At 69.6% G+C, this 26501-nt stretch carries 15 protein-coding genes and 2 pseudogenes; 8 read left to right on the plus strand and 9 right to left on the minus strand.

Annotation, left to right across the window (positions count from 1 at the left end):
• Window positions 1–94: 94 nt before the first annotated feature.
• Window positions 95–1579: pseudogene (locus tag ACZ6AA_RS30775) on the minus strand (DUF6603 domain-containing protein); the annotation flags it as partial.
• A 102-nt stretch (window positions 1580–1681) separates the two neighbouring features.
• On the opposite strand from ACZ6AA_RS30775, the gene ACZ6AA_RS30780 reads away from it, so the two are divergent.
• On the plus strand, window positions 1682–3097 hold the full coding sequence (locus ACZ6AA_RS30780; protein ID WP_471461420.1) for a hypothetical protein: 1416 nt from the start codon (window positions 1682–1684) through the stop codon (window positions 3095–3097).
• Here the strand turns inward: ACZ6AA_RS30780 and ACZ6AA_RS30785 are convergent.
• The 3 genes from ACZ6AA_RS30785 to ACZ6AA_RS30795 all read right to left on the minus strand — a co-directional run bounded on the left by ACZ6AA_RS30785 (window position 3036) and on the right by ACZ6AA_RS30795 (window position 7050).
• Window positions 3036–5681 (minus strand): hypothetical protein, encoded by a 2646-nt coding sequence (locus ACZ6AA_RS30785; protein ID WP_471461374.1) that lies wholly within the window; start codon window positions 5679–5681, stop codon window positions 3036–3038. The two genes, ACZ6AA_RS30780 and ACZ6AA_RS30785, sit on opposite strands and share 62 nt — an antisense overlap.
• 368 nt (window positions 5682–6049) lie before the next feature.
• Entirely contained in the window at window positions 6050–6514 is a 465-nt protein-coding gene (locus tag ACZ6AA_RS30790) for a cyclic nucleotide-binding domain-containing protein (RefSeq protein WP_468461150.1), read from the minus strand.
• On the minus strand, window positions 6511–7050 hold the full coding sequence (locus tag ACZ6AA_RS30795; protein WP_471461377.1) for an STAS domain-containing protein: 540 nt from the start codon (window positions 7048–7050) through the stop codon (window positions 6511–6513). Before ACZ6AA_RS30795 ends, ACZ6AA_RS30790 begins: the two co-directional genes overlap by 4 nt.
• A 482-nt stretch (window positions 7051–7532) precedes the next feature.
• Between ACZ6AA_RS30795 and ppk2 the strand changes: the two genes are divergently transcribed.
• The gene (gene ppk2, locus ACZ6AA_RS30800; protein ID WP_468461146.1) at window positions 7533–8342 is read left to right on the plus strand and encodes a polyphosphate kinase 2; all 810 of its coding nucleotides are present in this window, start codon (window positions 7533–7535) and stop codon (window positions 8340–8342) included.
• Between the two features lie 251 nt (window positions 8343–8593).
• On the opposite strand, the gene ACZ6AA_RS30805 is transcribed toward ppk2, so the two are convergent.
• The 3 genes from ACZ6AA_RS30805 to ACZ6AA_RS30815 form a co-directional block, all read right to left on the minus strand.
• On the minus strand, window positions 8594–9739 hold the full coding sequence (locus tag ACZ6AA_RS30805) for a low temperature requirement protein A (RefSeq protein WP_468461144.1): 1146 nt from the start codon (window positions 9737–9739) through the stop codon (window positions 8594–8596).
• Between the two features lie 274 nt (window positions 9740–10013).
• Window positions 10014–10643 carry a LysE family translocator gene (locus tag ACZ6AA_RS30810; RefSeq protein WP_471461381.1) on the minus strand — a complete coding sequence of 210 codons (630 nt, stop codon included), beginning with the start codon at window positions 10641–10643 and terminating at the stop codon, window positions 10014–10016.
• Window positions 10640–12205: a DUF885 family protein gene (locus ACZ6AA_RS30815; protein WP_471461384.1), complete on the minus strand. Its 1566-nt coding sequence runs from the start codon at window positions 12203–12205 to the stop codon at window positions 10640–10642. Before ACZ6AA_RS30815 ends, ACZ6AA_RS30810 begins: the two co-directional genes overlap by 4 nt.
• Window positions 12206–12258: 53 nt before the next feature.
• Between ACZ6AA_RS30815 and ACZ6AA_RS30820 the strand changes: the two genes are divergently transcribed.
• From ACZ6AA_RS30820 to ACZ6AA_RS30840, 5 genes and pseudogenes are all read left to right on the plus strand, one after another.
• Window positions 12259–13740 carry an aminotransferase-like domain-containing protein gene (locus ACZ6AA_RS30820; RefSeq protein ID WP_471461386.1) on the plus strand — a complete coding sequence of 494 codons (1482 nt, stop codon included), beginning with the start codon at window positions 12259–12261 and terminating at the stop codon, window positions 13738–13740.
• A gap of 373 nt (window positions 13741–14113) precedes the next feature.
• Entirely contained in the window at window positions 14114–17053 is a 2940-nt protein-coding gene (locus ACZ6AA_RS30825; RefSeq protein WP_471461388.1) for an NACHT domain-containing protein, read from the plus strand.
• A 208-nt stretch (window positions 17054–17261) separates the two neighbouring features.
• Window positions 17262–19523 carry a tetratricopeptide repeat protein gene (locus ACZ6AA_RS30830; protein ID WP_471461390.1) on the plus strand — a complete coding sequence of 754 codons (2262 nt, stop codon included), beginning with the start codon at window positions 17262–17264 and terminating at the stop codon, window positions 19521–19523.
• A 262-nt stretch (window positions 19524–19785) separates the two neighbouring features.
• Window positions 19786–20202 carry a hypothetical protein gene (locus tag ACZ6AA_RS30835; protein WP_471461423.1) on the plus strand — a complete coding sequence of 139 codons (417 nt, stop codon included), beginning with the start codon at window positions 19786–19788 and terminating at the stop codon, window positions 20200–20202.
• 541 nt (window positions 20203–20743) lie between these two features.
• Window positions 20744–21238: pseudogene (locus tag ACZ6AA_RS30840) on the plus strand (transposase family protein); the annotation flags it as partial.
• 565 nt (window positions 21239–21803) lie between these two features.
• On the opposite strand, the gene ACZ6AA_RS30845 reads toward ACZ6AA_RS30840, so the two are convergent.
• Window positions 21804–22730 carry a LysR family transcriptional regulator gene (locus tag ACZ6AA_RS30845; RefSeq protein ID WP_468462723.1) on the minus strand — a complete coding sequence of 309 codons (927 nt, stop codon included), beginning with the start codon at window positions 22728–22730 and terminating at the stop codon, window positions 21804–21806.
• A gap of 613 nt (window positions 22731–23343) precedes the next feature.
• Here ACZ6AA_RS30845 and ACZ6AA_RS30850 point away from each other — a divergent pair.
• The gene (locus tag ACZ6AA_RS30850) at window positions 23344–23718 is read left to right on the plus strand and encodes a transposase domain-containing protein (RefSeq protein WP_471461416.1); all 375 of its coding nucleotides are present in this window, start codon (window positions 23344–23346) and stop codon (window positions 23716–23718) included.
• Window positions 23719–24456: 738 nt separating this feature from the next.
• Here the strand turns inward: ACZ6AA_RS30850 and ACZ6AA_RS30855 are convergent.
• Window positions 24457–26109: an esterase/lipase family protein gene (locus tag ACZ6AA_RS30855; protein ID WP_471461393.1), complete on the minus strand. Its 1653-nt coding sequence runs from the start codon at window positions 26107–26109 to the stop codon at window positions 24457–24459.
• Between the last annotated feature and the right edge of the window lie 392 nt (window positions 26110–26501).

Below are 26501 nucleotides of genomic sequence, written 5' to 3' on the forward strand. Positions count from 1 at the left end.
TGAGACCGCTGCCCGGCGCGGGGGCGACGGTGAACCGCCTGCCGTCGCTCGCCCGCCGCGCGCCGACCTTGTCGAGACGCACGTTGAGCGGCAGCGCCCGCTGCTGCACGGACAGGGTACCCAGCGGGTGCAGCACCAGGTCGTCGGACGGGGGGAGTTGGCGCAGGCTGACCAGCGGCTTGCCGCTGCCGGTGGGCAGCCGGGTCTGCCAGCCCTCGGCCTTGCCGAGTTCGGATGCGAGCAGCGGCAGCACCAAGAGGGGCGGCAGTGTCGTGATGAGGCTCTCGCCCCAGGTGATGTCGAAGTTGGCGGAGACGGAGAAGAACAGGAACCCGATGGAGCCCTTCCCATGCGCCCGCCAAGGGGCCGGACCCTCCAGTTGGAAGCGCAGGTCGATGCTGAACACGCCGACGCCGAACGCCTTGAGCGAGACCTCCGCGCTGATGGCGATGGCGAACCGGAACGGGTTGAACTGGAACAGCGCGTCGAAACTGAGGTGTCCCTCGATGCCGAACCCGCCGAAGCCGAGACGGAGTTCGGCGTGCGCACCGAACTGCACGGTGTTGCTGGTGATGGCGAAGTACCCGGAAATCCGGATCAGCTGCTTGTCGCGGTGCAGGATGTCCAGGGACACCCGGTCGGGGATGGCGAAGGGCAGTGCCGGGGCTTGGTACGAGGGGTGGAAGCCGCCGACCGTCAGCACCAGGTCGGGGTTGTCGCCCCAGGCCACCAGGATGCCCATGCCGCCGTCGAGGGTCATCGTCAGGACGCGCGAGTCCACTAGGCGGGCCTCGAACCACAGCCGGTTCTTGCCCGGTTCCAGCGCGCCGAAGAAGTCCACCCGGAGGTCGAGGAGGGGCAGCTTCGCGTTCGGCAGGGTGGCGCGGAGGGTGCCGAGGACCGCGATGTTGCCCGGGATCTCGATGATCAGCCCGAGCGAGATGCTCACCAGCGTCGGTGTGGCCCAGCCGATCTTGGCCATGGGGCCGATGAGGAACGTGCCCCGCTCGGGCGGGAAGAACGCGTTCAGGTCGGAGAGGACGCGCGGCGCGTTGGCGATCACGTCGCGCGGGAACATCACGGATTCGATGGAGCCCGTCCGGATGCCTTCCGCGAGCGCTTGGAGGTTCATGCCGCGGTCGAGGCCGATGAGGCCGCCGACGGCGAGCAGGGTGAATCCGTAGCCGAGCTGGATGCCCTCGCCGAAGTCTGCGGTGAGGACGATCAGCAGCGAGAAGCCCTTCGAGCCGTCCGGCATCCGGGTGCTGAGCAGGCCGATGGCCTTGAGCGCCAAGAAGTCGGCGAACTCCAGCTCCATCGCGCCCGCGTACTCGCCACGTGCGGGGTCGAAGGCGAGGAACCCGCCCCCGCGCACGAGGCCCGCGTCGATGGACAGGCCCGCGCCGCGAGGCGGCTTGAAGCCCAGCGTGACGTCGAGGGGGCCGAGGTTGCCGTCCTGCCCTGGGCGCCCCTCGAACAGCGCGGTGAGGCCGACCTGGTCCACCACGGCGGTGACGGGGCCGAGTTCGGCCTTGAACGTCGCCCCGATGCTGATGGGCAGGGCTGAGCCGGAGGGCACCGCGGAGACGGTGAGGCTCTGGATGTCGACGGGGCCGATCCGTCGGCCGACGGGGATCCGCAGGTCCAGGTTGGAGGTGCCGCGGAAGAAGAAGCCGTCGCGGTGCGAGATGCCGAGCGCGAGGTCGGCGCCGATGCCGAACCCGTCGTCCGGCAGGACGGCGGCGAGGAAACCGTCGGTGTCCTCGCCGGGCCGGAAGACGAACTCCAGTCCCTTGACGTCGAGTTCGGCGAAGAAGTCCACGTCGTCGCCGTCGATCCGGACGCCGCCCGTGCCACCGACCGTACGGAGCGTCAGCCGGGTGCGGCCCGGCTCGCCCAGGAGCACGACCGGTTCCCTGTCCGCGTCCGACGCCTCGGCGGACACCTCGATCGCGCCCGCCGCGTGCACCGGCGCGTCGTCCGACTCGAACCCGAAGACCATGTCGAGGGGCTGCCCGGGACGGGCCAGCAACGCCACGCCACCCTGGAGGTCAAGACTGCTGCGTATGGTGACGGTGAGGCCGGGCGCGACCTCGAACCGCAGCCCCAACGCCCCGGTGAACGACGGCAGCAGCGCCACCCCGGGCGCTCCCTCGGCCGTCGCGGGCGGCACCCGTACGAGCCGAACGGAACCCCGTACCCGTGCGTCGCCCTCCTCTCCCGCTGCCTGGTCGACGGCGATCACACTGACGGCCTCGGCCGCCGGGTCCAGGGGGTGGGGGCGCGGTCCCTGGACGGCTGCCTCCGCGCCGTCCGAGAGCCTGTCGATCCGCACGTCGAAGCCCAGGGCCATGAAGAGGTTGTCGAACTGCTCGGCCAGCGCATCGAAGTCGAAGCCGGGCTCGCCCCAGCCGTAGGCGTTCTTCAGCACGAGCGACGGGTCGTCGAGGACCTTGGGGAGGTCGGTCACGTCGAGCGTCGTGCGGGTGTGCGCGGGACGGCCGCCCGTGGGCGGCACGTAGACCGCCTTGACGATCCCGAGTGCGCGCAGTCCGAAGCCCACGGACGGGTGGAAGCGCCGGAGGTAGCCGATGACCAGGTGGTCGAGGAGCTGACGGGGGAACTGCTCGCGGAACCCGTCGGCGCGCAGGGCGGGCGGGATGGCCGAATCGGGCGCGTCGGCGATGTCACGAATCGCGGTCACGAGGCCCCGGACGGCGGCGAACACCCGGGCCGCATCGTCGGCGGAGACATCGTCGGCGGCCGTGGCCCCGGGCTTGGCGGGCACCGCCTCGCGGACGCCGGGCGCGCCCTCGTTGAGCCCGCCGTCGCCCAGCAGCCGCCGCAGGCTGTCGTACAGCGTGTCCACGCTGGTGCCGAGCGCGCGCAGCGGGGCCGGGGGTTCGTCGACGGCCCAGCCGAGCTCCCGCAGGAGGCCGACGAAGGCCTGGGGGGAGGCGATCGCGTCGCGCAGCGGAAGGAGTGCCTGCCCGACCTCGGTGGCGAGCTTGTCGAAGGTGCCCTGTTCAGCCATGTCACGCCCTCGGGTAGTGCCGGGTGTCGAGCAGGGCGTGCTGGGCCGGGTCGACGAGGTTGACGATCAGCCACTTGCACAGGAAGCAGAACTCGCCCCGGTGGTCGTGGACGTTCTGCTCCTTGTCCTGGCCGCGCATCTTGCATTCGCCGGAGGCCCGGTAGTAGCCGCCGGCGAAGTGGTTTCCGCCTTCGAAGATGCCGACGAGCTGGTACGGGTAGCGCGGCAGCACGAACCCCGGAATGGCGACGGGCAGTTCGGTGTCGGCCTCCGTCTGTCCGCTCGGCCGCGTGATGTCGCGGTCACGGTTCAGCGGCAGGTGGTTGCGCGGATTGGCGGCGCTGTTGAAGAAGTCGAGGACCGGCTTGGGGACGATGGCCTCGTCGTTGCCCGCCTTGTCCTTCAGCGGTACGAACACCCGTGAGTTCTTGGCGAACACTCCGACGCTGCCCGGCGTGCGCAGCACGAAGGTGCCGCGGCTCTCGTCCGGCCTGTCGGCGAACGGCAGGCCCTTGAGCGCCTGCGCGGGACCGGTCTGGAGCGGGAGCTGCAGGTTGAACTCGTTCGCGGCGAAGTTCTGCAGGCTGACGGTGGCGTTGTCGGCCCATGCCTTGACCCACTTGTCGAATCCGGTCGTCCCCACGGTGATCTCGATACCGGCGGGGATCGCCTTCGATGCCTCAAGGAGCCTGCCGGACACCCGCATCCGCGGCAGCACGAACCACTTGACCTTGGCGCCGTCGAGCCGCCGGCCCGGCGGGGTGGCGGGGATCCGCAGGAATCCGATGCTCGCCAGATTGTCGAGCCTCACGTCCTGCGGGAATCCGGTGGCGTTCGCGTCGTCGCCCCCGACGTCCTCGTACTCGTCCCCGAGAGCGAAGTTGTGACCGAACTCGTGCACCACCGTGTTGATGAGGTGGCCGAACTCGACGACGCCGTGGCGATTGCCGGGCGGAACGGGCCGGGGTGGAACGCGCCGCATGATCGGCCGGCCCGCGGGCGGCGGGGGGTCCCCGGGCTTCGGCGCCGTGGTGAACTCGACCCGGTTCCGCATACCCAGGGTCGTGGCCATCAACGTCCCGTTGTTGAGCGCCTGACCGCCCAGCAGGGCGTCGTGGACGAGAACCCCGACCAGGCCGCGGCTCCGCTTGAACTTCGTGTCGTCCGGGGTCCAGACCGCTCCGATGTTGGGCGACGGCAGCTCCTCGGTGAACAGACCGTCGAGATACGCCAGGACCGAGTTCCCGGCGTTCGTGGAGCCCGACGCCGCGTACAGCTCGGGCGCGTGCCTGCGCGGGTCGAGCCTCAACGACTGGAGGGGCGGGGCTTTGTAGAAGTCGTAGAGCCGAGCGATGAACGGCTTGAGGTTGAGGTCGGCGGAATTGTCCGCCGCAGGTGGCGGTGCCGCCGTGTTGCCGACGGTGCCGATCCTGTTGCCGTCCGCCCACCGGCTGCCGAGATAAAAGCCGTGCAGTGTGTCCGCGGTCTGCAGGAACCCCTCGGACTGGTGCGCCATCCACGTCTTGATCAGCAGGTCGTTCACCCTGGACGGGTCGAAGCCGGGCAGGCCCTGGCCGCTCCACAGGGTCTTGAACCCGTCGAAGGGCCGGCTTTCGTTGCGCATCGGCAGGCCCACGCGCTCGACCAGTTCCTGGAGGGTGTAGCTGTTCGCCGGTGCCCCCGGCAGGCGCTGCGGATGCGGAATGCGGCACTGGGTGAGGTCGACCCCGGTGCCCGGCTTGTCCACGACGCGGTTGCCGATGGTGAGGTGGAGCCGTTCCTGGGACGGTTCGAAGCACTGGAAGACATTGAAATTGTCGCGCAGCAGCCCGAACGGCTCGTGCCGGGGCGCCTCGAACATCGCTTTCACGGTCCGCTCGACAATCTCGTCGAACTGCTGCCTGTCCTGCTCTCCGAATCCCTCCGAAAGGAAGATGAGGTTCGACTTCTCCTCCGGACGGGAAAGATCCTGGCGGCGTACGGTGCGGACCGTGAACCGGGGCCGGGCGAAGTTGACCACCCGCACCGGAAGGATGTTGGTCTTGCCGAGTAACGTACCGCTGATCTCGACCGGTACGTCCGACTCCTCCTTTCCCCGCAGTCTGCCCCGCTGATCGATGTCGACCTTCGTGGAATTCGCCGAGCGCAGGGGAACATATCCGTGCCCGGTGATGTCTCCCACGGCATCCGTGCCGGCTGCCGGGTGCTCACTGAACCTGGCGTAGATCGTCGGCTGCGCGTGCGCGTACGTGAGATCGCGCGCCGTCGTGAGCGAGTTGTTCCCGAACCACCAGTCGAGCATCCGCTCGTGCACCTGCAGTCTGCCCACCACGGAGCCCGCGCCGCCGTTGACCCCGACGGTGATCTGGAACAGGTAGACCCCGGGTGTCGTCGCCGTGACGATGCCGGTGGCGGGGTTCACCGTGGGGCGGTTGCTGAGCCGTTGCCCGGTCGGCTGATGCGGGGCGAAGAAGTCGACGCTGCTGTTCTGCATTTCCGGAATCAGCGTGAAGGGGCTGGGTTTGATATTGGTGAAGGTGCGGCGGAAGACCTCGATCTTGAGCTGGGGGGTGTCGTTGAGCACGACGTGCAGATCGAGGTGCGGAAAGACCAGCAGTTCGGCGGGGGTGGTGAATTCATCAACCATGATCGCTCCCGCTGGTCATTCTCCTTCAAGGCGAAGGAGCCCGATCCTGCCACCGCGTCGGATCCGGGAGAACGCGCGATACCGGCCTGGCCGGAACAAGCCGGAAAGCGGCTGGATTTCGGGATGATTCGGAATTCCGGTCTCCATGTTCCGAGGCGAGTGATGACCTCAGTGGGCGTACGAAGCCGGATGCCCGGGGACACGGCGTGGAGCGGCCCGCATCACTCGACGGTGACGCCTTTGGTGCCCTTTACCTGAAGGGCCTCGCGCGGCGGACGGCGCCCACGGATCGCGTCATGACGTCGCCCACGATGCGAGGGCTGCCATGCACGACGGTCACCTCTCGGTGAAGCGGGAGACGGCAGCGATCACGCGGTGCTGCCACTGCCGTACGGGGCGTACAGGTCGAGGAGCCGTGTGCGGGTCGAGTGCAGCCGGTGGGCGACGATACCGCCCACCCACTCGGTGACATGCCGACCGAAGAGAGGATCCTCCTGGCACATCGCCCGCACCGCGGAGGCGTCGAACTCGTAGGCCCGAACGGGAGCTGTCGCCTCGCCGCCCAGATGCCAGACGTGCGGGGTGAAGAGCCAGGACCAGCCGATGAGTTGGCTGTGTCCGAGGGTTTCGATGACGGCGGCCCGGCGACCCGGGACGTGCAGGTCCAGCGCGACCGTACCGGTACGGACGATCCAGAACCGGTCGGCGTGCCCGCCCTCCTCGAAGAGCCGCGCGCCCTGGGGGAACGACACCTCGCGGGCGATGTCCATCAGCCGGCGCTGGTCCACCTCGGGCAGCGATGTGAGCGTGCTCGGCATGGGGGAGAGGGTCATGGCGCGCCTCCAGGAGGGTGTGAGCACTCGCCACTTCCATGATGTTCCCGGGCCGTCCCGCACTCCAAGGGTCCTTCGGCCCTGTCACCCGGACACTCGGGCTGCTGGGCCGACGACGACACCGCTGGACTCACCGGCTGCTGCTCCATGTCTCCGTACCTGCCCCGGCAGCAGGTGACGTGTCGGCCCAGCGCCTCGCCGATCGTGTGAACAGGGCGGAAGATGCCGGTGAGCCGAGCCAGACGCAGCAGGCGCAGGGCCTGGGGGTGGGGGCAGACCAGCTTCAGGCCCCCGTGACGGCTGGTGACGCGGCGGTGAACGCGGCAGAGCAGGCTCAGACCGGAGCAGTCGAGGAAGGTGACCCGCGTGAGGTCGAGAACGACCAGCGGTTCGGGTCGGCCGGTCGCCGCGTCCAGCGGTGGGGTGATCGCGATGGTCGCGGCGATGTCGATTTCACCGTGGAGTTCAAGGATGGTGCGCCCTTGGACGCGGTACGTGGACAGGTGCCGACGGGAGGGGTGAGTGCCCTGAAACATGGGGTGCCGCCTCGGTGCGGTCCGCCGCCTCGTGGTCGGCGGGGGGTGGAAACACAGAGCGGGGTCACCGAGGTCTGGGGCGACCGTGGGAGAGCACGTGGAACAAGACACGCAGGAGTGCCCGCGGACGCGGGGGAGCCGACGGGCCCAGGAGCGATGGTCCGTTGGTGTGATGCCTCAAATAGTATGAGGTTCAACGTGTCCTCCCGTCGTGTGTCCGTACTGGATTCACTGGACTTTCTGGCCGGTTACGGGATCCGCCACAGGGATGGCGGGCAGCGACCCCGACCTCACATGGGGGTGTCGCGCAGCGGGCGCCAGGCCCCTGGTTCCTGGGCGACGCGGCTCGGCATCCCGAAACGGCCGCTCCCGCCCGCGGCGTCCCGGCTCACATCGGGGTACGTACCTCGTGAATGTCGTTGGATGGGTCGAGTAGTGGTTGAGGAGCAGCAGAGAGACGGCCGAGGAGCAATGGAGGCGGCATGGCAGGAAAGAGGAAGCGCCCCGGGTCGCTGCCGCGTGGCGCGTACGCGAGCGAACTGCTGCGGCTGCAGACGGAGCTGGTGAAGCTGCAGGAGTGGGTGCGTGCCGAGGGCGCCCGGCTCGTCGTGGTGTTCGAGGGGCGGGACGCGGCGGGCAAGGGCGGCGCGGTCAAGCGGGTCGCGGAGCACCTCAACCCCCGGGTGGCGCGGACCGTGGCCCTCCCCAAGCCCACAGAGCGCGAACGCACCCTGTGGTACTTCCAGCGTTACATCGCGCACTTGCCCGCGGCGGGGGAGATCGTGCTGTTCGACCGGAGCTGGTACAACCGCGCCGGCGTCGAGCACGTCATGGGTTTCTGCTCGAAGGAGGAGTACCAGCTGTTCCTCCGGCAGTGCCCGATCTTCGAGCGGATGCTGGTGGAGGAGGGGATCCTGCTGCGCAAGTACTGGTTCTCCGTGAGTGACGCGGTCCAGGAGGAGCGGTTCCGGCGGCGCCTGGAGGATCCCGTGCGGCGCTGGAAGCTCTCGCCGATGGACCTGGAGTCCATCACGAGGTGGGAGGCCTACTCACGGGCGAAGGACGACATGCTGGTGCACACCGACACCGCCGAGGCGCCGTGGTACGTGGTGGAGAGCGACGACAAACGCCGCGCCCGGCTCAACATGATCGCCCACCTGCTGGAATCCGTGCCCTATCGCGAAGTCCCGCCCCCGGTCCTGGAGTTGCCCCCTCGTCCGCCGTCGACCGGCTACGTACGTCCCCCTCGTGAGCTGCAGACGTACGTACCCGATCATGCGTCCCGGCTCTGAGCGGGCCCGCACCGTCACGTCCCCTGGGGGGGCGACGGCGACGGGGCAGGCGGTGCGGTGCGGCGCCGCGTGCGTGACCTGGCCGGGAGACCGAGGTGTCCACGCCGACGGCGAGCGTCGACGACCAGGAGGCCGCCGCCGCTCGAGGCATCCACCCGTGCCGTGCGCGAGCCCGACGAGGGCGAGGCGAGGCCACCGTGCCTCCCCACCGGCCCGCAAACCGGAAGGTGCCGCCTCATGCCCGTCAGAGGTCAACTCACCTGAGGCGGGGCAGATTTCGCGCTCACGGTCCGCTGCCCCTCCAGAGCCGCCACCCCCGCCACCACCCCTGCCAACACCACAAGCGCCACCAGCGCCGGTACCACCGCGACCACCACCCCCGCGCAGAGACACAGCGCGCCGCCGGCGATCAGCGGCACGGACCGTTGCCCGGAAGTTCGCAACAAGATCGCCGCGGCGGCGGCCAGGAACACCCCCACACCACCGGGAAGCGCCCAGGCCACCACCCCGTGCAACGGCTCGGACAGGTCGTAGTGCCCGGTGTCGGCGACCTGCTTGAGAACCTTCTTCATCCCCAACGCGGTCAGCACCACCCCACCGACGAGCGGCAGATGCAGGAAGGTGTAGACGTCACGTGCGAAGCGGATCTGGTCGTCACCGCCCAATGCCGCGAGCCGATGCTCGGCCGCAGCGCTCACCCGCCCGAAGTACACCCGCCACAGCCCCGCCACCACGAGCAGCCCCACCGCAGCCGCGCCCAATACGGGCCAGGTCAGAGTGAACCCGGACACGCCCACTCCGATGGCGACTATCGACTCGCCGAGGGCGATGATGACGATCAGCCCGTGCCGTTCGGAGAAATGCCCCGGTGAGGCCACGCGCCAGCCGGAGCCACCACCGACGAGGTAGATCCCGAAGTAGTCGACCACCACGGCGCCGAGCCAGAGCAGTACCTGCGCGAGGCCGCTGAAGGCACTGCCGACCAGGAGCAGGGCGAACGGCGGCGCCACGGAGAGCAGCGCGGTCCGCCGCAAGGTGGCCCGGAGCACCGAGTCATCCGGGGCAGACATCCAGTACGTGACGAGATGCAGCACCCGCACAGCCCCGTAGCACAGGACGAAGACGAGCGGCACCGGCAGTCCGCCGGCGGCGTCCGCATAGACGTCGGGCACGGCCAGCGAAACGACCATGACCACGGCCATCACCCCGACGAGCACCCCGAACACCGCCCCGGAGTCGGCTCGCACCACATTCCCCAGCCAGGCGAAACAGCACCAGCACCACCACAGCAGCGCGAGCACGACGCCCGCGCCGAGCAGCCGCAGCGGGGTCGGGTCGGCTGCCATGAGCGCGGTGACCTGTGTGATGGCGTACACGAAGACCAGGTCGAAGAACAACTCGGCGGGTGTGACGCGATGCCCGTCCTCCGTCGGAACGATCCGCGCACGCTCACCACTTGTGGCCACGATTCCCCCTCCTGACCGGACCCGCCGCCCGGTCGAACCCCGGCGGAACAATACCCAGTGCCGCGTAGCTGGGGGGCGGTGCGGAACACACCGACTTTCGCGCCGGACAAGCATGGGCGGGCCGGGCGGCGGAGTCCCCTTCACCAACACTCACAAAGGACCGCAAGGCGGGCCTTGGGCCTGCGTTCGGACCCGGATCTCCTCGTCAGACGAACACCAGGGCGGCCAGGCCGAGGTAGATGCCACCGGTCAGGTGGGACAGACCGCGGTCGCGGCGCGGGGTTCCGCGGAGTCGGCGGGCGAGTGTGGCGCCGACGAGTGCGTAGCAGAGGTCGAGGGCAAGGGCGACGGTCAGGAAGACCACGCCGAGGAGGAGCATGCGGGTCCGGGTTTCCGCCGGGGTCAGGCCGGTGGGCAGGAACTGCGGCAGGAAAGCCAGGAAGAAGAGGACGACCTTGGGGTTGAGCAGGTTGACGAGGACGCCGTCGACATAGAGCCGGAGCAGTCGGCGGCGAGCGGAACGGCCGACGGCTTCGGCGGAGGCGGCAGCAGCGGGCGGGCGGCAGCACAGCGCACGTACGCCCAGGTAGGCGAGATAGCCGGCGCCCGCGTAGCGCAGGACGGCGAAGGCGAGCGGGTGGCCCGTGATGAGCGTCGCCAGTCCGCAGACGGCGGCGATGACGTGAAGGAGCGTGCCGGTCTCCACACCGAGGGCCGAGACGATGCCGGCCCGCCGTCCGTCCCGCACGCTGCGGGTGACGATGTAGATCAGGTTGGGTCCGGGCACGGCCACCAGGACCAGGGAGGCGAGGACGAAGGCGGCGGGTGAGGTCATCCGCGTTCCAGTGCCGTGTGCAGCAGCCCCAGGGGCGGGGCACCGAGGTCGAACAGGGCGCTGTGGAAACGACGGAGCGAGAAGCCGCCGCCCCAGCGTGCCCTGGCCTGCTCACGCAGGTCGAGAACGGCGAACTTGCCCCAGGTGTACCGGCCGTAGCTGGGGTCGAACAGCCCGCGCTCGGCCTCGTGCAGAGCTGCCGGTCCGGCCAGTGAGACGTCCTCGGCGAACCGGGCCGCCGCGTCCGCCAGGGTCATGGCGCCGGTGTGGAGTCCGATGGCGCAGGCGAAGCGGGTGACTCTGCGCAGACCGTCCTGGGCGACCGCGACGGCGACGCGCGGGTCGCCGTCGCGGAAGCCCTGCTCCAGGGCCAGTTCCTCGCAGTAGTGGGCCCAGCCCTCGATGAAGGCATCGGAGTGGAGCGTGCGGCGGACGTCGGTCGCCGCCCGCCGCAGCGCCCTGAAGTGGCTGGCGTGCCCGGGTGCCACCTCGTGGACGGCCATGTTGGGCATCAGGGTCCGGTTGAAGCCGGTCGACAGCCACTGCTCGCGCTGCGCCCTCGTCCAGCCGGTGTCCGGGAGGGTGACGCGGAAACTGCCGGGTGCGTCGGCCTCGTGGGGCGCGGACGCGAAGAGGCCGGCCAGCGCCCGACGCTGGGAGTCGGGCATCGGCTGGACGAGCACCTCGACATCGTGGTCCGGCACCAGATCGTGCCGGGCGGTCCAGGCGACGGTCTCGTCGACGAGTGCCCCGAACTCCTCCAGCAGGCTGTCGGCGTCGGGGTGGTCGGCCTGGAGTGCCCGTACGGTGTCGGCGGGCGTGGACGCGGGGTCGATGCGGCGGAGTGACTCGTCGAGCAAGGCACGCAGTCGGTCCCGTTCCGCATCCACGCGGGCGGACATCGCGGTGAGGTCGATCGTGCAGGCTTCGGCCGCGCCGAGGAGCCGGGCGAGAGCGGGGCCGCCGAGTGCCGCTGACGGCGTGCCTTCGGCGGCGGCCCGCTCCAGGTGGGCCGTGAACCGCGCGTGCGCCCGCCCCGCGGCGGCATGGACGGGGCCGCCCCGGGGGTCGAGAAGGGCGGCCAGACCACGGGCGAGCGGCAGCGTGGCGTCGGCCAGTGCCGCGGGGACGCGGTCCAGTGCCTCGATCGCCGCGTCGACGGCGTCAGGCCACTGTCGCAGCTGGGCCGATCGGGCGGCGTCCCGCTCGGCCTTGGGCGCGTAGGGGCGGTCGTAGCCGGTCAGGTCCAGGTTCTCGATGTGCCACAGGGGGTTGCTCCGATGCAGTTCGAGCTCGCCGAACCGGACCCGGAGGGCTTCCTCCGCGGCCGCCGCGTGCGCCTCGTCGTGCGGATCCGCATAGGGCTGGGTACCGGCGGGGCCGCCGAGTGCGGCGAGGCCGCGTCGTACCGCGTCCGGAGACAGGTCCTGGACGGTTCCGTCGTACTCGTGCCGTCCGGCGCCGTCCCGCGCCGCGAGGACGGAAAGGTCGCAGACGGCTGCCAGACGCGGGTCGAGGGGCGGCGGGGGCGAGAGGGGTGAAACGGGTGAGGTGGGTGTCATGCCGCTAGCCTTTCGTCGCGGCGGCTCGTGCTCCCGTGCCAATGGAGGGGAAAGTGGACCGGAACCGTCAAGCGCCCGAACTGGACGAGCTGATCGACCTGCTCGGCGACTGGAGCTCGGGCGAGGGGCCGCTGTACCGGCGGCTCACCGACGCGCTCGGCCGGGCTGTACGGGCCGGGGACCTGCGCACCGGCGACCGCCTCCCGTCCGAGCGGCGGCTCGCCGACGCCCTCTCGGTCAGCCGGGCAACGGTTGTCGCCGCGTTCGACGCACTGCGCGGGTCGGGCCTGATCGAGACACGCCGGGGCAGCGGCACGCAGGTGTCGGGAGGAGCCGTGGCACACCGGGATCCCGTGGACGGGCGGGTCCGCGGCGGTCAGGCCAACGCAGTGGTCCAAAGGCTGATCACACAGCCGCCGAACCTCATCTCGCTCGGGCAGGCGGCCGAGGCCGGCGGTCCGGACCTGGCCCGAGCACTGCTCCAGCTGGTCCGCGAGGACCTGCCCGGGCTGATCGGTGAGGCGGGCTACCACCCGGCCGGGCTCCCCGCGCTGCGAGAGGCGATCGCCGCCCACCACACCGCTCACGGCCTGCCGACCGTGCCCGACCAGGTCGTGGTGACCACGGGTGCCACGCAGGCCGTCGCCCTGAGCGCCCAGCTGTACCTCGGGCGCGGGTCCACCGCCCTCGTGGAATCCCCCGGGTGGCCCGGCTGCCTGGACGTCCTCAGGGCGGCCGGCTCCCGGCTCGTCGGCGTCCCGCTCGACTCCGACGGGGTCCGGATCGACCGGCTGGCCACGGCGCTCGCCGAACACCGGCCCGCGCTGCTCTACGTCATGCCGACCTACCACAACCCCACCGGCACACTGATGTCCGCCGGACGTCGTCGCCGGGTGGCCGAACTCGCCGCCGAACACGGCGTCACCGTCCTGGAGGACAGCGCCCACGCGGCGGGGCTCGCCCCCGGTCAGGCTCCGCCGCCGATCGCCGCGACCCCCGCCGGGGGAACCGTGCTGACGGTGGGTTCGCTGGCAAAGGCCGTATGGGGCGGTCTCCGGATCGGCTGGATCCGCGCGCCGCAGGACACGGTGGCGCGCCTGGCCCGGCTCAAAGCACTCAATGACCTCGGCAGCCCGCTCCTCGACCAGGCCCTCGCCGTCCGGCTCCTCCCCGAGCTCCCGGCCCTCGCGCCCGAACGGGCCCGCATCCTCCGCGAGCGGCTGACCACCATCACCCGGCTGCTCGCCGAGGAGCTTCCGGACTGGCGCTGGCAAGCACCGCACGGCGGCTCCGTGCTGTGGGTCCAGTTGCCCGCGGGCACGGACGCCCGGCTCTACGCACAGGTGGCGCTGCGCCACGGCGCGGAGGTCATCCCAGGCGCCACGATGGACGTGACCGGTGCCCATGACGACCACATCCGCATCCCCTACTCCTTTGCCCCGGAGACCGCGACAGCACTGGTCGACCGCCTCTCTGCAGCCTGGACCGCACTGTCCCGCAGCAGTGGCCACCCGCGTGCCTCAACGCGCCAGTAGGGACGGTAGCGCGACCCTGGGGAAGGCTGAGAGATCGTCCTCTCCCGTTGTTCCATCCTGGGATGCGAATCTGATCCGGTGATGCCGGGGCGCGCCACTCGCGGTCGTGCGCACGGGTGCCGCGGCTTGGCCCACCGAAGCGGTGCCCGGCCAGGACCGGGCACCGACGCGCCCAGGCGGCCGCCGCTGGGCACAACGTCGTCGCAGGGGCGGGGCCCTGAGCCACGCACCCCGTCCGGAGCGCGCACGGGGCACACACGCCCCCCGGTTCACCGCTAAGCGCCCCGCTGGAGAAGTGCACCGACCCGCCGCCCGGCACTTCCTCCTTGAAACGCTCAGTTCCCCAAGAGGCGAGGGGTACGGAGGGGACGGCATGCGTGGGCGGGAAGTCTGGACACGACGCAGGCTGTGGGTCGGGGTCGGCTGTGCGGCGCTGGTCGTGCTGGCCGTCACGCTGCGCCGGGTCGGCGGTGGGCACGGTGAGCAAGTGCAGTACGACGGCCCCGCGTTCGTCGTGTCCGTGGTCGGCGTCGTGGTGTCCGTCGCAGCCCTGCTCGTGGACGTCCTGCGCCGCGCGGAAGCGCCCCCGGAACCCGGCATCGTGTTGCGCCAGACCGCTGATGCGCTCGCCGAGGCGGTACGGGTCCAATGGGCACAGGAGGCGCGACTGCGGCGGCTGCAGGACCCGAAGCCGCTGAACGTCCGCTGGAGGTGGGCCGACAGACTGCTCACGGACGACACACGGAACATCCGGCACGGGCGTCCGATGCCGGAGCCCCGGCCCGGAGACACCTGTCTGGCGTCGATCGCCACGGCCTTCGAGGAGGTGCCGTCCAGGCGCATGGTCGTGCTCGGAAGCCCTGGCTCGGGCAAGAGCGTGCTCGCCGTGTGCTGCACGCTCGACCTTCTGAGGAAGCGCACACCCGGCACGGCGGTGCCCGTGATCTTCCCCCTGGCGGCCTGGGACCCGGGCACCACCGCCCTGCGCGCCTGGCTCGTCGAGTGGCTCGCGGCGGAGTACCGGCCGCTGGCGGCCACCACCGACGGCACCGTCCTCGCCGGGGCGCTGCTCGACGCAGGGCTGATCGCGCCTGTCCTCGACGGTTTCGACGAACTGCCCCCGGCGCTGTACGGCACCGCGATGCGCAGGCTCAACGCCGAGCTGGACGACGGCATGCCGGTGCTCGTCACCTCACGGACCACGGCGTGGCGCAGCACGGTCGCGTGCAGCGACGTACTCACGGGTGCGGAGGTCCTCGAGCTGCTGCCGCTGGAGTTCGCCGAGGCGAAGTCATATCTGAAGCGCACCGCGCGTCCGTTACGCGGACCCCGCGATCGCCGCACGACGGTGTGGACCCCGGTCCTGGACTCCCTGCAGGAGGACTCGCGCACCCCGGCAGCCCGCGCGCTCCTGCAGATCCTGACCAACCCCCTCATGGTGGCCCTGGCCCGCACGGTCTATGGCGACGAGTCCCGCGACCCCCGAGAGCTCCTCGACGATCCTCGTTTCGGGACGACGGCCGGAATCGAAGAACACCTCCTCGACGCGTTCGTACCGGCCGCGTTCGGCGACGGAGACGCCGACTCACGGTGGCGCGCCGCGGACGCCAGGCGCTGGCTGGCCTGGCTCGCCCGCGAGTTGGAGCGGCGAGAGACCAAGCGGCTCGCCTGGTGGGAGCTGTATCTCTGCCTGCCGCGGGCGCTGCGGCTGGCGGCGCCCGCGCTGCTTGCGCAGGCGCTCACGTTCGTCCTGGCCGTCCCCATCCTGCTCTCCAGCGTCGGCGGCGACGTCTTCGTCTTCGACGACAGGCCGTCGCTGGCCGCCAATCTGGTCGGCAACCTGGTCGGATTCGCCGGCGGGCTGGCGCTGCTCCTGCCCGTGTCGGCGGCGCGAAGCGAAGGGCGCACGGCCCTGCCCCGGCAGCTCACGGTCTGCATGGCGACGGCCGCCGCGGCCACCCTCGGGTACGGCTTCACCGGAGGCTCCGTGCAGTTCGGGCTGCAGTTCGGCACGGTCACGGACGGCTGGGCGGCCGAGCTGTTCGGGGGCGCGGTCTTCGGCGTGCTGATCGCCCTGTACTTCGGGGTCGCGGGGCTGGCCCGCCATGCGGTGCCGCTCGGGCTGCCGTGGGCGGGCAGCCCTTCCGGTCGGCTCGCGGCAAAGGCCGGGAGCGGCCTTCTCGCCCTGGCGGGGCTTGTCATCGTCAGGCCATGGCTGGTCGGGCACGGCCTCGGCACGTGGCCGATGGTGGCCGGCGCCCTGTGCTTCGCCGCGGCCCTGTGCCTGTGGGCGGCAGCGGGGCGACAGGGGGTGCGGACGACCGTTTCCCCTGCCGGTGAGGGCCGTATCGCCCGGCGTTTCGTGACCGGGCTGCTGCACGGCTGGGCTGTGTGCCTGCTCGTCGGAGTGGCGGCGGGCGGGACGGTGGGCGCCGTCGCCTGTGCGTTCTCCGCGGTGGAGACCTCCAGGGCGCCCGACCTGGACGGCAGGCGGCTCGGGAAGTGGTCGCACCAGGAAACACCTGACGGCGTCCGCACCGTCGGGTCCTCGACGGAGATCCCCGTCATCCTGGTGTACCCACACGCAGGCGCCCGGCCCACGGCGTATCCCCACGGCAGCCATCCGCCGAGCTGCGAACGGAACTGCGAGCCGTTCGACTCACAGGTGACCTTCCGCGTTGCCCAGGGCGACCTGCGCATCCTCGTCGACGGCCATTCCGCGGCCGATGCGGTGAACATGCTGCCGGAGCTGCCCGAGCAGTCCCGGACCTGGCTCGCCCAGAGCGCCGCCCGGCACCCGTTCGACCGGTTCCTGCTCCCCGGCGCCATGGGCGGAGTCCTGATCGCGCTGATCGGCGGGCCCGCTTCGGGCCTCTACCGTGCGCTCAGTACTCCCTCCGACCTCATCCGGGCGGCAAGCCCGCATGTCATCCTGCGCACCGACCGCATGGCGTCGCTGTCCCGGTCCGGAGTCGTGGCGGTCATGACGGGCGGGGTGTGTGTCCTCCTGGCCTGGGCGTTCGCGGCGCGGGGCGGGCTCGACCATGTCGCCGCGCAGATGTGGGTGCCGATGGGCACCGCCGCACTCGCGCTCACCGCGTGGGGCCAACTGGCCGTTGCCCGTGTCTGGCTGGCCCTGACGGGACGGCTGCCCTGGCGCATCATGACGTTCCTCGATGAAGCGCACCGCAGGGGAGTGCTACGGCAGTCCGGCGCTCACTACGAGTTCCGTCATCTGCGCATGCAGCAGCGGCTCGCCTCGGCCACCGAGGTGCCGCAGGAAAACCCCCGGGCTACCGCGCCCACGGCATGACCGCCCAGGCCGCCCTGCGACCCGCGCGCGACGAACCGGATGAGTCCGCCAGAGCCTCGCCGCATGCACGGGCCGTGGCATCGATCGGCAGGATCCTGGTGGGCGGGGAGGGGCGGGGCCACCTCCGGAGCCCGGGGTGAAGGAGGCGCCCGAACCTCACGGCGTCGTCGTCCCTGCGTCGCTACGCTGTCGTCCGGGGGAGTGGCCGATGGCGTACGACGGCAAGGCACAAGACCGCGGTGACGGAACGGAAGCCCGCAGGGCAGAGACCGACCGGCCTCACGTACACAACGAAACCCGCGACAGCATCATCGGCACCAACGTCCAGATCGGGACACTGAACGGGTCACTCCATCTCGGCCGAGACACCGACCCGGCCCGGCTCCGGGCCGCCAGGCCCGCAGTCGTACCCGTCGCACAGGCCCTGCTCCACCCCTACCTGCTGGGCGTGCACCGCCCGATCAAGGCAGCCGAAGGAGGACTGCCCGCCTACGTGATCCGGGCACACGACCGCGAACTGGCCACCCGGCTGACCACCTCGGACCATTCAGTGGCCGTACTGGTCGGCAAGTCCTGCACAGGCAAGTCCCGGGCAGCCTACGAAGCCGTGCGCACCTGCTACCCCACGTGGCAACTGGCCGCCCCGACCAGCGCCGAGAGCCTCGTAGCACTGCTGGACAGCGACGCGATCACGCCCCACACCATCCTGTGGCTGGACAACCTGAACCTCCACCTCCTGGGCGAGACCGGCGAACAGGCCGCCGAGCGCCTGCGCCACCTGCTGAGCGAGCCCGGACCCGTGGCCGTCATCGGCACCATCTGGCCCGCCTTCTGGCACACCATCCGCTCTGGCGCCGACGGCCAGCACAGACACGCACAAGCACGAGCACTGCTCCGCCTCGCAGCCCCGGCCATCGACGTGCCGGACACCTTCACACCGACCGAACTCACCCAAGCCGAGAGCCTGGCAGTCTCCTCCGTTCCTCTGGCAGCGGCCCTGAGCGCGCACTCCGGCACCAGACGCCTCACCCAAGTCCTCGCCGCAGGCCCTGAACTCGTCACCCGCTACCACAGCGCCGACGACACCACGCGCGCGGTGATGACCGCCGCACTGGAAGCCTGGCGACTGGGCTGGACCACCCACCTCCCGCACGAGATGCTCCGCGCCGCGGCCACGGGTTACCTCCCGGCCGACACGGCACTGCCCGACGACTGGTTCGACCAGGCCATCGCCTACGCCACCGAACCGGTACTCGACGCGGCAGCCCCGCTCACCCGCAAGCAACTCACCGGCAGCCCACCCAAAGACGCCTACGCCGTGGCCGACTACCTCGCGCAAGAGATCGTGCTCGCCAAGCCGAACTGCCGGGGACCCAAAGAACTATGGGACAGCACCCTGACCCACGCCCACTCCGCCGATGCCACCTCACTGCACCAACTGGCCACGAGCGCCATGCAACGCGGCCTGTACCGGTACGCCCTGCGCCTGTGCGGCGCAGCCGCGACGCGTGGGGACGCCCTCGCCCAAGTACAGGCGCTCACCCTGCTGAGCCACATCGGCGAAGAACAACTAGAGCGGGCCACCACCCGCCAGAAGTGGCTGCTGCGCCTCATACGGGCCGCGCCCTCGCTGCTGTACACGGCCGGCTTCGCCGCGTACGCCAGCCAGAGCAACCTCACCGCCGGGCAACTGGCCGCCCTCACGGCCGCCCTCGTCGTCGTACTCGGCGAACTGCAGTACCGGCGGCACACGAACGCCCGCAGACGGCGGGCGGACGCGCGCAGCAGGGAGCGCCGATTCCTCACGACGGCCGCCGCGAAGATGCGTAACGGAGATGTCGAAGCGACCCTCGCACTGGCCTCACACCACACAGACAGGGCCGACTACGGAGCCGCGATAGCCTGCCTGCGCCGCCTGGAAGTCTGCGACTTTCGCGACCGGCCGGACGACTTCGCCCCGAACAGCGACTGGTACCCACGCTTCGCTGAACTCCTGGGCCTCGCCGGCAAGCATGACGAAGCCGAATGCCTCCTGCGCGCGGCACTGGAGGCAAACTTCCCTGCCCTCACACAGGACATGCCCGAGTTCCGCGCCAACTGCACCATTTCACTCCTGAGCGCGCTCGCCGCCCAAGGCCGCACTCAAGAGATGGCCGAAGTCCAAGAGCAGGCTCTACGGGACCTACCGAAGGAAGTGCACCCCTACCTGACCGACACCGCGGCGACGATCGCCGCCGAAGAGGCCCGCAACACCGGCCTGGACGACGAGGCCGAACTCAGACGGGCCTGCGCCACCGGAACGCGATGGTCGATGCAGCGACTCCTTCACCGACTACGCAGAACCGGACCAGCCGAGGAGTTCGACCGTGTACGCAGGTTCGGACTGGAGCCCGGGGGAACGACCGCCGCTCCCTGGGGACGAGAAGAGCTTTCCTCTGACGAAACAAGCGCCGTGTTCGACGGGCTATGAGCGCAGCCATCTCCGCCGAATCTCACCCATCTGACGGGAGTCGGGTGTGGCGTAGCGGTGGCGGTGATTACTGTCTGCGCCGCGTGACCTTGTCGCGGTGTGGGCTGGAGAGGGCGGTGAAGGCGGCCGTCCGGTACGGAGTCGAGGCGGTCGTCCTGCGCGGAGAGGAGGATGCCCGGTCGAGTAGCGATCGGCTCGGCGGCCCTGCGGGCAGGCACTGGCCTGTCGCTGCGCTGTCAGTGGTGGCGGCGGCAATCCAGGCGTGACTTCACCCGAACGCCTCGACGGCTTCCTCACCGAACTGGGGCCTGAGGAGGCGGCCACGTTCACGGCCGTGCGCGGCGGCGACGAGGACGCCATGATCCGACTCTTCGGTGGTGACCCCGAACGGGCCCGCCCCATGAACCTGGAGAAACTGCGCGACCACTACGACAAGGACCAGATCCTGGTCTCCCGTTCGAGACCGGCGGTCGTCGTCGTGGAGAACAACGCCCACCACGCCCGCTTCTACCAGAGGACCGCCGAGCCCTCCCAGGTCCTCATGGTCTACCCGTGGTCGGACCGCGCTTCCCAATCGGGATCTGCGGATGATCCGGTGAGTGCGGGCCGCGGTGAGGTGACGACGAGCATGGTCACCCACTCCACGAGCGCATGGGGCAGGTCGAGTGCGGCAGGATAGATGCCCAACGAGGCCCCCGAGCAGCGTGGTTGAGACGTCAGATATCTCGATCAACAGCTCGGGGGCCTCGCTCATTGCGCCTCATGGACCGTCACCCGATCAGTGGCCACTCTGAAACAGCTCATTGACCGGCATAGCCGCGATGGGGGACACGGCGGGACCGGCGCCGGCCGGCACCCGGCGTGCAGAGGTCAGTGCGGCAGGCCGTCAGCTGCCCTGTGTCATGCAGGGGCCGGAGCGGGGCGCGTCTTGTCGGTCCTGTGTCAGACGGCGATGCCGCGCCAGGTGTAGCCGGCTGTCTGCGGGCGTCAGTGGTGGCGGGGAGCTGGCGCCAGTCGGCGAAGACGTATTCATCGGAAGGCGGGACGGCGGAAGGGTAACCCTATTGCCATCTCGGAAATTTCTAATCGACCTAAGTCGAGTCTCTGGCTAAAGTTTTATCGCAGCAGGAGGAATGGGGTGGGTGGCAGTGCTTGCAAGTCGAAGCGGCCATCCGTCATTTTGACTGAAAAGGAAAGGGGTGCGCCATCCTCGACGGCACCTGCTGCCCATCGACCGCATCGCCACCGACACCCTGTACTACTCCGGGAAACACTAACGCCACGGCATGAACGTCCAGGTCCTCACCGATCCGTTCGGACGGCTGCTCTGAGCCTCGCCGGCTCTGCCTGGCTCGACCCACGATCTGACCGCCGCCCGGCAGCACGGAATCATCGACGCCCTCGCCGCAGCGGGCCTCAAGTCGTGGGCGGACAAGGCGTACCAAGGAACCGGTGGGCACGTCCGGGTCCCGTTTCGGGACTGTCGCCTCAAGCAGTGGAAACGCCGCCACAACACCACCCACGCCAAGATCCGTTGCCTTGGCGAGCAGGCCATGGCCACCCTCAAGGGCTGGCGGCTCCTGCAGAAACTCCGCTGCAGTACCAACCGCATCACCAACGTCGTGAAGGCAGTAGTCGTCCCTCGAAGGTCGCCGCTTCTTGCGTGGGCAAGCCGAAAGAGACCGTCTTTCGGAAGCATGACAACAGGCCGGTGATGGTGCCGTTGCGCTGTGGCGCCAAGAGGTGGGGGCTACAAGCATCTGTCGGACACACGCTTTTCCCACGGGCTGACCATCAACCGCCACGCCCACATGCTCGGATACGTCGGCACATGGGGTTGCGGAAAGCGTCCTGTGGTCTGGCTCTGAACCACTGAGGTTGGGGGCGGGCCCTGAGACGTCACGGATCTGCCAGGGCCCGCCCCGTGCTGCGGGCCGGGACCCGGCCGCGCTTCGCCGCAGTTCAGGGCCGTGCCGAAACCGGATCGGCGCGCGTTACGAGGACGAGCTCCGGCCGCGCCGGCGGACCTGGTCGTCCTGTCCGTGCCTTCAGTTCGGCGAGGCGTGCGCCGGTTGGCCGTAGCCACCGGCTGGTCCTCGGGCCGCAGCAACTGACGGACACGCCACTTGGTCCTGGGCGCGCACCATCTGGCGGCAGTGCGAGCGGCGGTGGGTTCCGGCGGCGATCTCACGGAGCTCTCCACCAGTACTTTCCCTCGCAGCCACGTCGGCCGTCACGGGCACGTCGCGTCTTCGACCGTGACTCGGGCTTCGCCCCGGCCTAGTGAGCGCAGCCCTTCACCGAGCTGGTGCGCCGTTCTGCGGCCCGGCGGACGAGTATGGCGTGCAGGTCTCGTTCTTCCGCGGGCGCCGTGGATGTGTGACGCCGGTGGATCATGACGCGGAGTTCGGTGGTGTCCTCCGCCAGCGGACGGCAGATGATCGTGCCGCTGCGTTCCAGGGGGTCGTCGAGCACGCTGTAGTCGGGCAGCACGGTTACTCCGAGGCCCTCGGCCACCATGAGCTTGCACATTTCTGCGCCGTCGGTGGAGTACGACAAGGAGGGGGTCCTGCCTCTGAGAAGCCGGTGGATGCAGCGGTGCATGGCATAGCCGGATCGCATCACGATCAATGGCTGGGCCAGGAGGTCGGTGACGGTGACCGCGTTGAGCGTGGCCAGTGGGCTGTCCCGGCGGACGCACACGACCGGGTGTCCGCGCAGCAGTTCCGTGGAGTGCAGGCCGGGCGGCGGGTCATCGTCTCGGAGGTAGCTGACCAGCCCGAGGTCGAATCCGCCCTCAGCGAGTTGTTGCTGGATACCGTCCTGCTGGTCTGCGACCACTTCCACCGGGGTCGATGGATGGGCGGTGCGGAATTCCCGGATAGCCGGCGTCAGGAGTGTGACTGTGGCCGCGTTGACCGTGCCCAGCCGTAGTCTGCGGCTGACTCGGTGCTGCATGTCGGCTGCCTGCCGCAGCCGGTCGACCGCGTTGAGCACTTCGTTGATGTGCGGCAGCAGTTCACGGCCTGTGTCACTGATCCTTGCCCCGGAACGCTTGCGTTCCAGGAGCTCCACTCCCAGTTCTCGCTCCAGGTTGCGGAGTGTCTCGCTCAGCGCTGGCTGTGACAGATGCACTTCCTCTGCAGCGCGGCGCAACGACCCCAGTCGCGTGACTGCCGCCAGGTACTCCAACTGCTCCACACGCATGGCTAGAACCTCCGGCTACATCATAAACCGGCTAATTTACCGGGCGAAGACGGGGTGAAAGGTTTTCCCAACCGCCATGCCGGAAATTCCCCGTAGGGCCAGAACGGGACAGCAAGTAGAGTCGGCGTAGGGTGCAATGAATGCGGCCCGCCGACAGCATTGGAGTGGCCGCCCGAAAGGCTGCCGCCGGAAAATCTTTCGCTCGGCGTCCACCATGCGGTGGCAATCACGAAGTGGGAGTGGGCAGAAACTCAAAGGATTTGCCGAAAGTCGAAACGAAGGATAGATTCCGCGGTGTCCCGGCGGAAAACGTTTCCAGGCTGGGTGAAGAAATCCCTGACCGTAGGGGGGTGATATCCACCGAGGTGTCCGTTGAATGGCTCATGGGCATCATTCCGTGATGCGCCGAACCTCCTGATGCCGCATTTCCTGGGGCGCTGACTTTAAGCCCCCCGTGTGCCCCACGGGTTTCCCCTCCCCGTGGGGCACACGCCCATACCGATATGCGCAAAATTCTGAGTTATCGGGTCTTGGCGTGTTGACCTGGGTGTATCCGCCGGGTCTGGTCGATCGGGTGGTGGCCGCGTGGGGCCGGACCGAGTAGCACAGACGGCTGCTTCCGGCCCGGCTGGTGGTCTACTTCGTTCTCGGGCTGGCTCTGTTCTCGCCCGCTCCGCATCTCGAGGTGCTGCGGCATCTGGCCGAGGGTCTACGCGGGGTGGGCTTGTGGGGTTCGTGGCAGACACCCACGAAGTCCTCCCTGTTCAGGGCCCGTGACCGGCTGGGATCCGAGCCGCTGCGGGTGCGGTTCGCCGCCACTGCCCAGCCTCCGGCCAATGGGAGGCCACCAGGGGCGTTCTGGCGGGGCTTTCGTCTGATGGCCGTGGACAGCACGTGCTGGGACGTGGCCGATACGGTGGCGAACGAGCAGGTGTTCGGTCGCCCGGGCAACACCCGCGGCACGGACAAGTCGCGTTTCCGCAGGTGAGGATGGCTGCTCTGGTCGAGTGCGGCACCCACGTGGTGCTGGAGGCGGAACTCGGTGGCTGCCGGGTCGGAGAACTTGCCCTGTCCGCCCGCCTGCCGGCACCGACGGCAAGAAGCGTGACCCGCAACGAGTCCGCCGTGGTTCTGTCCAGCAAGACCCCGGACGGCGTGCACCAACAGATCTGGGCTCATCTGCTGGTGCACCACGCACTGCGGTCCCTGATGTGCAGAACCGCCGCCACCCCAGGGCCTGGATCCCGACCGGCTGTCCTTCACCGACACCCTGCGTTCAACCCGCTGCAGTGTCACCACCTCGCCAGGCGTCTTTTCCCCCTGAACACGAACCGCGAGCACACCAACGACTCGGTGTACGGCTCCTTCTGTGCACCGGACGAGTCCATCACCGCAGTACACGGCTTGGTTTGCCTGTAGGTCTACGGGGTGACCCACTGAGGGCGGCGGAGCAGCCCGACACCACCGACCTGGAATGGCTGCCAATCCCTTGCTGCCGGTGGCGGCCTGCCAGACCCCGCGCGGCGGCAGGCCGAGGCCTATCTGCGGCGCGAGATCGTCGATGCCTGCGCTGTCTCGTCGACACGGCTGTGAAGGGTCCGTCCTGCCGAGCGACTATCCGCCCTTCCGGACAGTCTTCGGCTTCTTCAACCGCGGGACCATGGGAACCTCCCCGCACCCGTTGGCAGCAGGGATCGACTCGCAGGCCGTCAAGGCCGCGAGTGGCTCACGCCACGTCGAGGGCGATGAACACTGCGAGCAGCGCACAGATCGCGGCAATCGAGTTGATCACCGGCGTCCAGGGGCCGTACAGCCCGAAGCAGAAGATCCCGGCAAGGGCGCCAAGTCCGAGGAGGATGAACAGCGGCGCCGCCAGCCTGGATAGCAGGGAGAAGCTCCGTGCGGGTGCGCGGCGCAGCCTCGATGGCCGCTCAGAGGTGCCGTGCAGTACGTACTGGGCGATCCGGCGCAGGTTGGGCGCTTCAAGGGCCGCGCCGTGGCCTCCGGGGTGGTAGTAGACCTCGGTCTTGACCGTGAGGTCGTCGTCGAAGCCGACCACCCCGCCGGTGCCGATGTCGCGCATGCCAAATCCCCGCAGCCCGGCGCAGAGGATTGCGACGGGGATGTCGCGTACGGCGCGCTCATTTCTGATCTGGGCCACTTGGGCCTGGTCGACGCGCTTGGCCCAGTCGTAGGACGGCGGCAGGACACTCCCGGCCAGCAGCACACGGTGGAACCTCATGCCCGGGATACGGCTGAGGCTATGGCCGAGGAGGTACGTACCGTTGCTGTGGCCGACGAAATGGAACGTCGCCTTGGGGTTCTTGGCGAGGTGTTCGGCGTACACGTCCCCCAGCCAGCCGACGTACTTGCGGCGGGTCACCGGGAGGATGAACTTGCGTGCCGAGAACCGGCCGTATGTGGCGCCCACCACCTCGGTGCCGGGGTGTTCCGCCTTGAGTAGCTCCTTCAGGTCGTTCACCCAGGTCGTGTTGCCTGCGCGGATGCCATGCAGGAGGATCACGATCTGTTTCTCCGGCGTGCCGATCTCCGGGACGACCGCCGGGCTGCGGGGGGTGATGAACGCGTTCGCGATGAGCTTGAAGCGGGCGTCCGGGTCCTGCGCGATGTCCAGCCGCAGGAGGTTGTTGTGATCGGCGTCGGCGAGGAACTCCTGCCAGCCTGTGGGGAACAGATGAATGTCGCTGCTGTCGTCGCTGGTGACGAGGTTGTCTCTGGTCCCGATGTACTGCACGACGAGCGGCGGGTGGTCCTGCGTGTTGATCTCGCGGATCCAGGTGATCCGCAGGTTGGTGATGAAGTCCGACCCGCGCAGCAGATCGTGCACCAGCCACCGTCTGAGTACGGGCAGGACCCGCGCGCACCAGGCCATCGGGGGCAGCCACCACGTCCTGTTCCAGGACACGTCGACACCCCGGTTGAGGATCGCGAACAGCACGATGCGATCGACTTTCCCTGCCCACGGGCGACGCTCGTGCGCTCCGTTCACCCCCAGGGCGTTGAGGTACGCCTGCCGTAGGACAAGACCACCGAGGCTGTGGGCAACCAGGACCACCTCGTCGTAGCCGCCGGCAGCGACCCAGTGCTCGTGGATCCGGGCGCCGGCGGTCGCTGCCAGCTTCGCGACGGAGCCGTTCTTGTAGCCGAGACCGTCGTGCGGCACGACGACCCAGTCGCAGTCCGGCCCTCCGTAGCCGTCGAGCTCCGCGAGCCGCCGCCTCAGCGTGTCCCATGGCGCTGTCCTGCCCGTGATGGCCGGTACGAAGATGACAAGTCGCCGCGCCACAGTCCCCCTCCCCACGCCCGACGGCGTCGCCGCGGGTTGCTTCGCCGACCAGCGTGGCACCCAGGGGGACACTGCGGCGGCACTTTGTCGAACAAACGCGGCCGACGGTGTGGTGCGTGCAGAATGGCCACGCAGGCGGAGGGCTGATCCGGTTCCCGCGTAGGAGGCTGTTCCAGGAGCATGCGGTTTTCGGCTTCGAGGGCCGCCTCCTTGCGGGCGGTCGCTGCTGCCGCCGCCCGCGGACCGTCTTGGGCGAGGTGGGCGCGGACGGTCTCGGCTTCAGCTTTGAGGTCGCGGTGGCGTTGGAGGTACTGCGGGTTGACGGCGGCCCGCCGGGTGATCTCCGCGTCGGAGAGGGCCTGGTGGCTCCTTAGACGTCATCTCATTTGGTGAGTCTGCGGTAGCAGATGAGGGTGCAGGCGATGCTGGTGAAGGCCAGGAAGTGCTCGGCTTTGCGCTCGTAG

It is taken from the genome of Streptomyces sp. NPDC040610 (assembly GCF_055594065.1).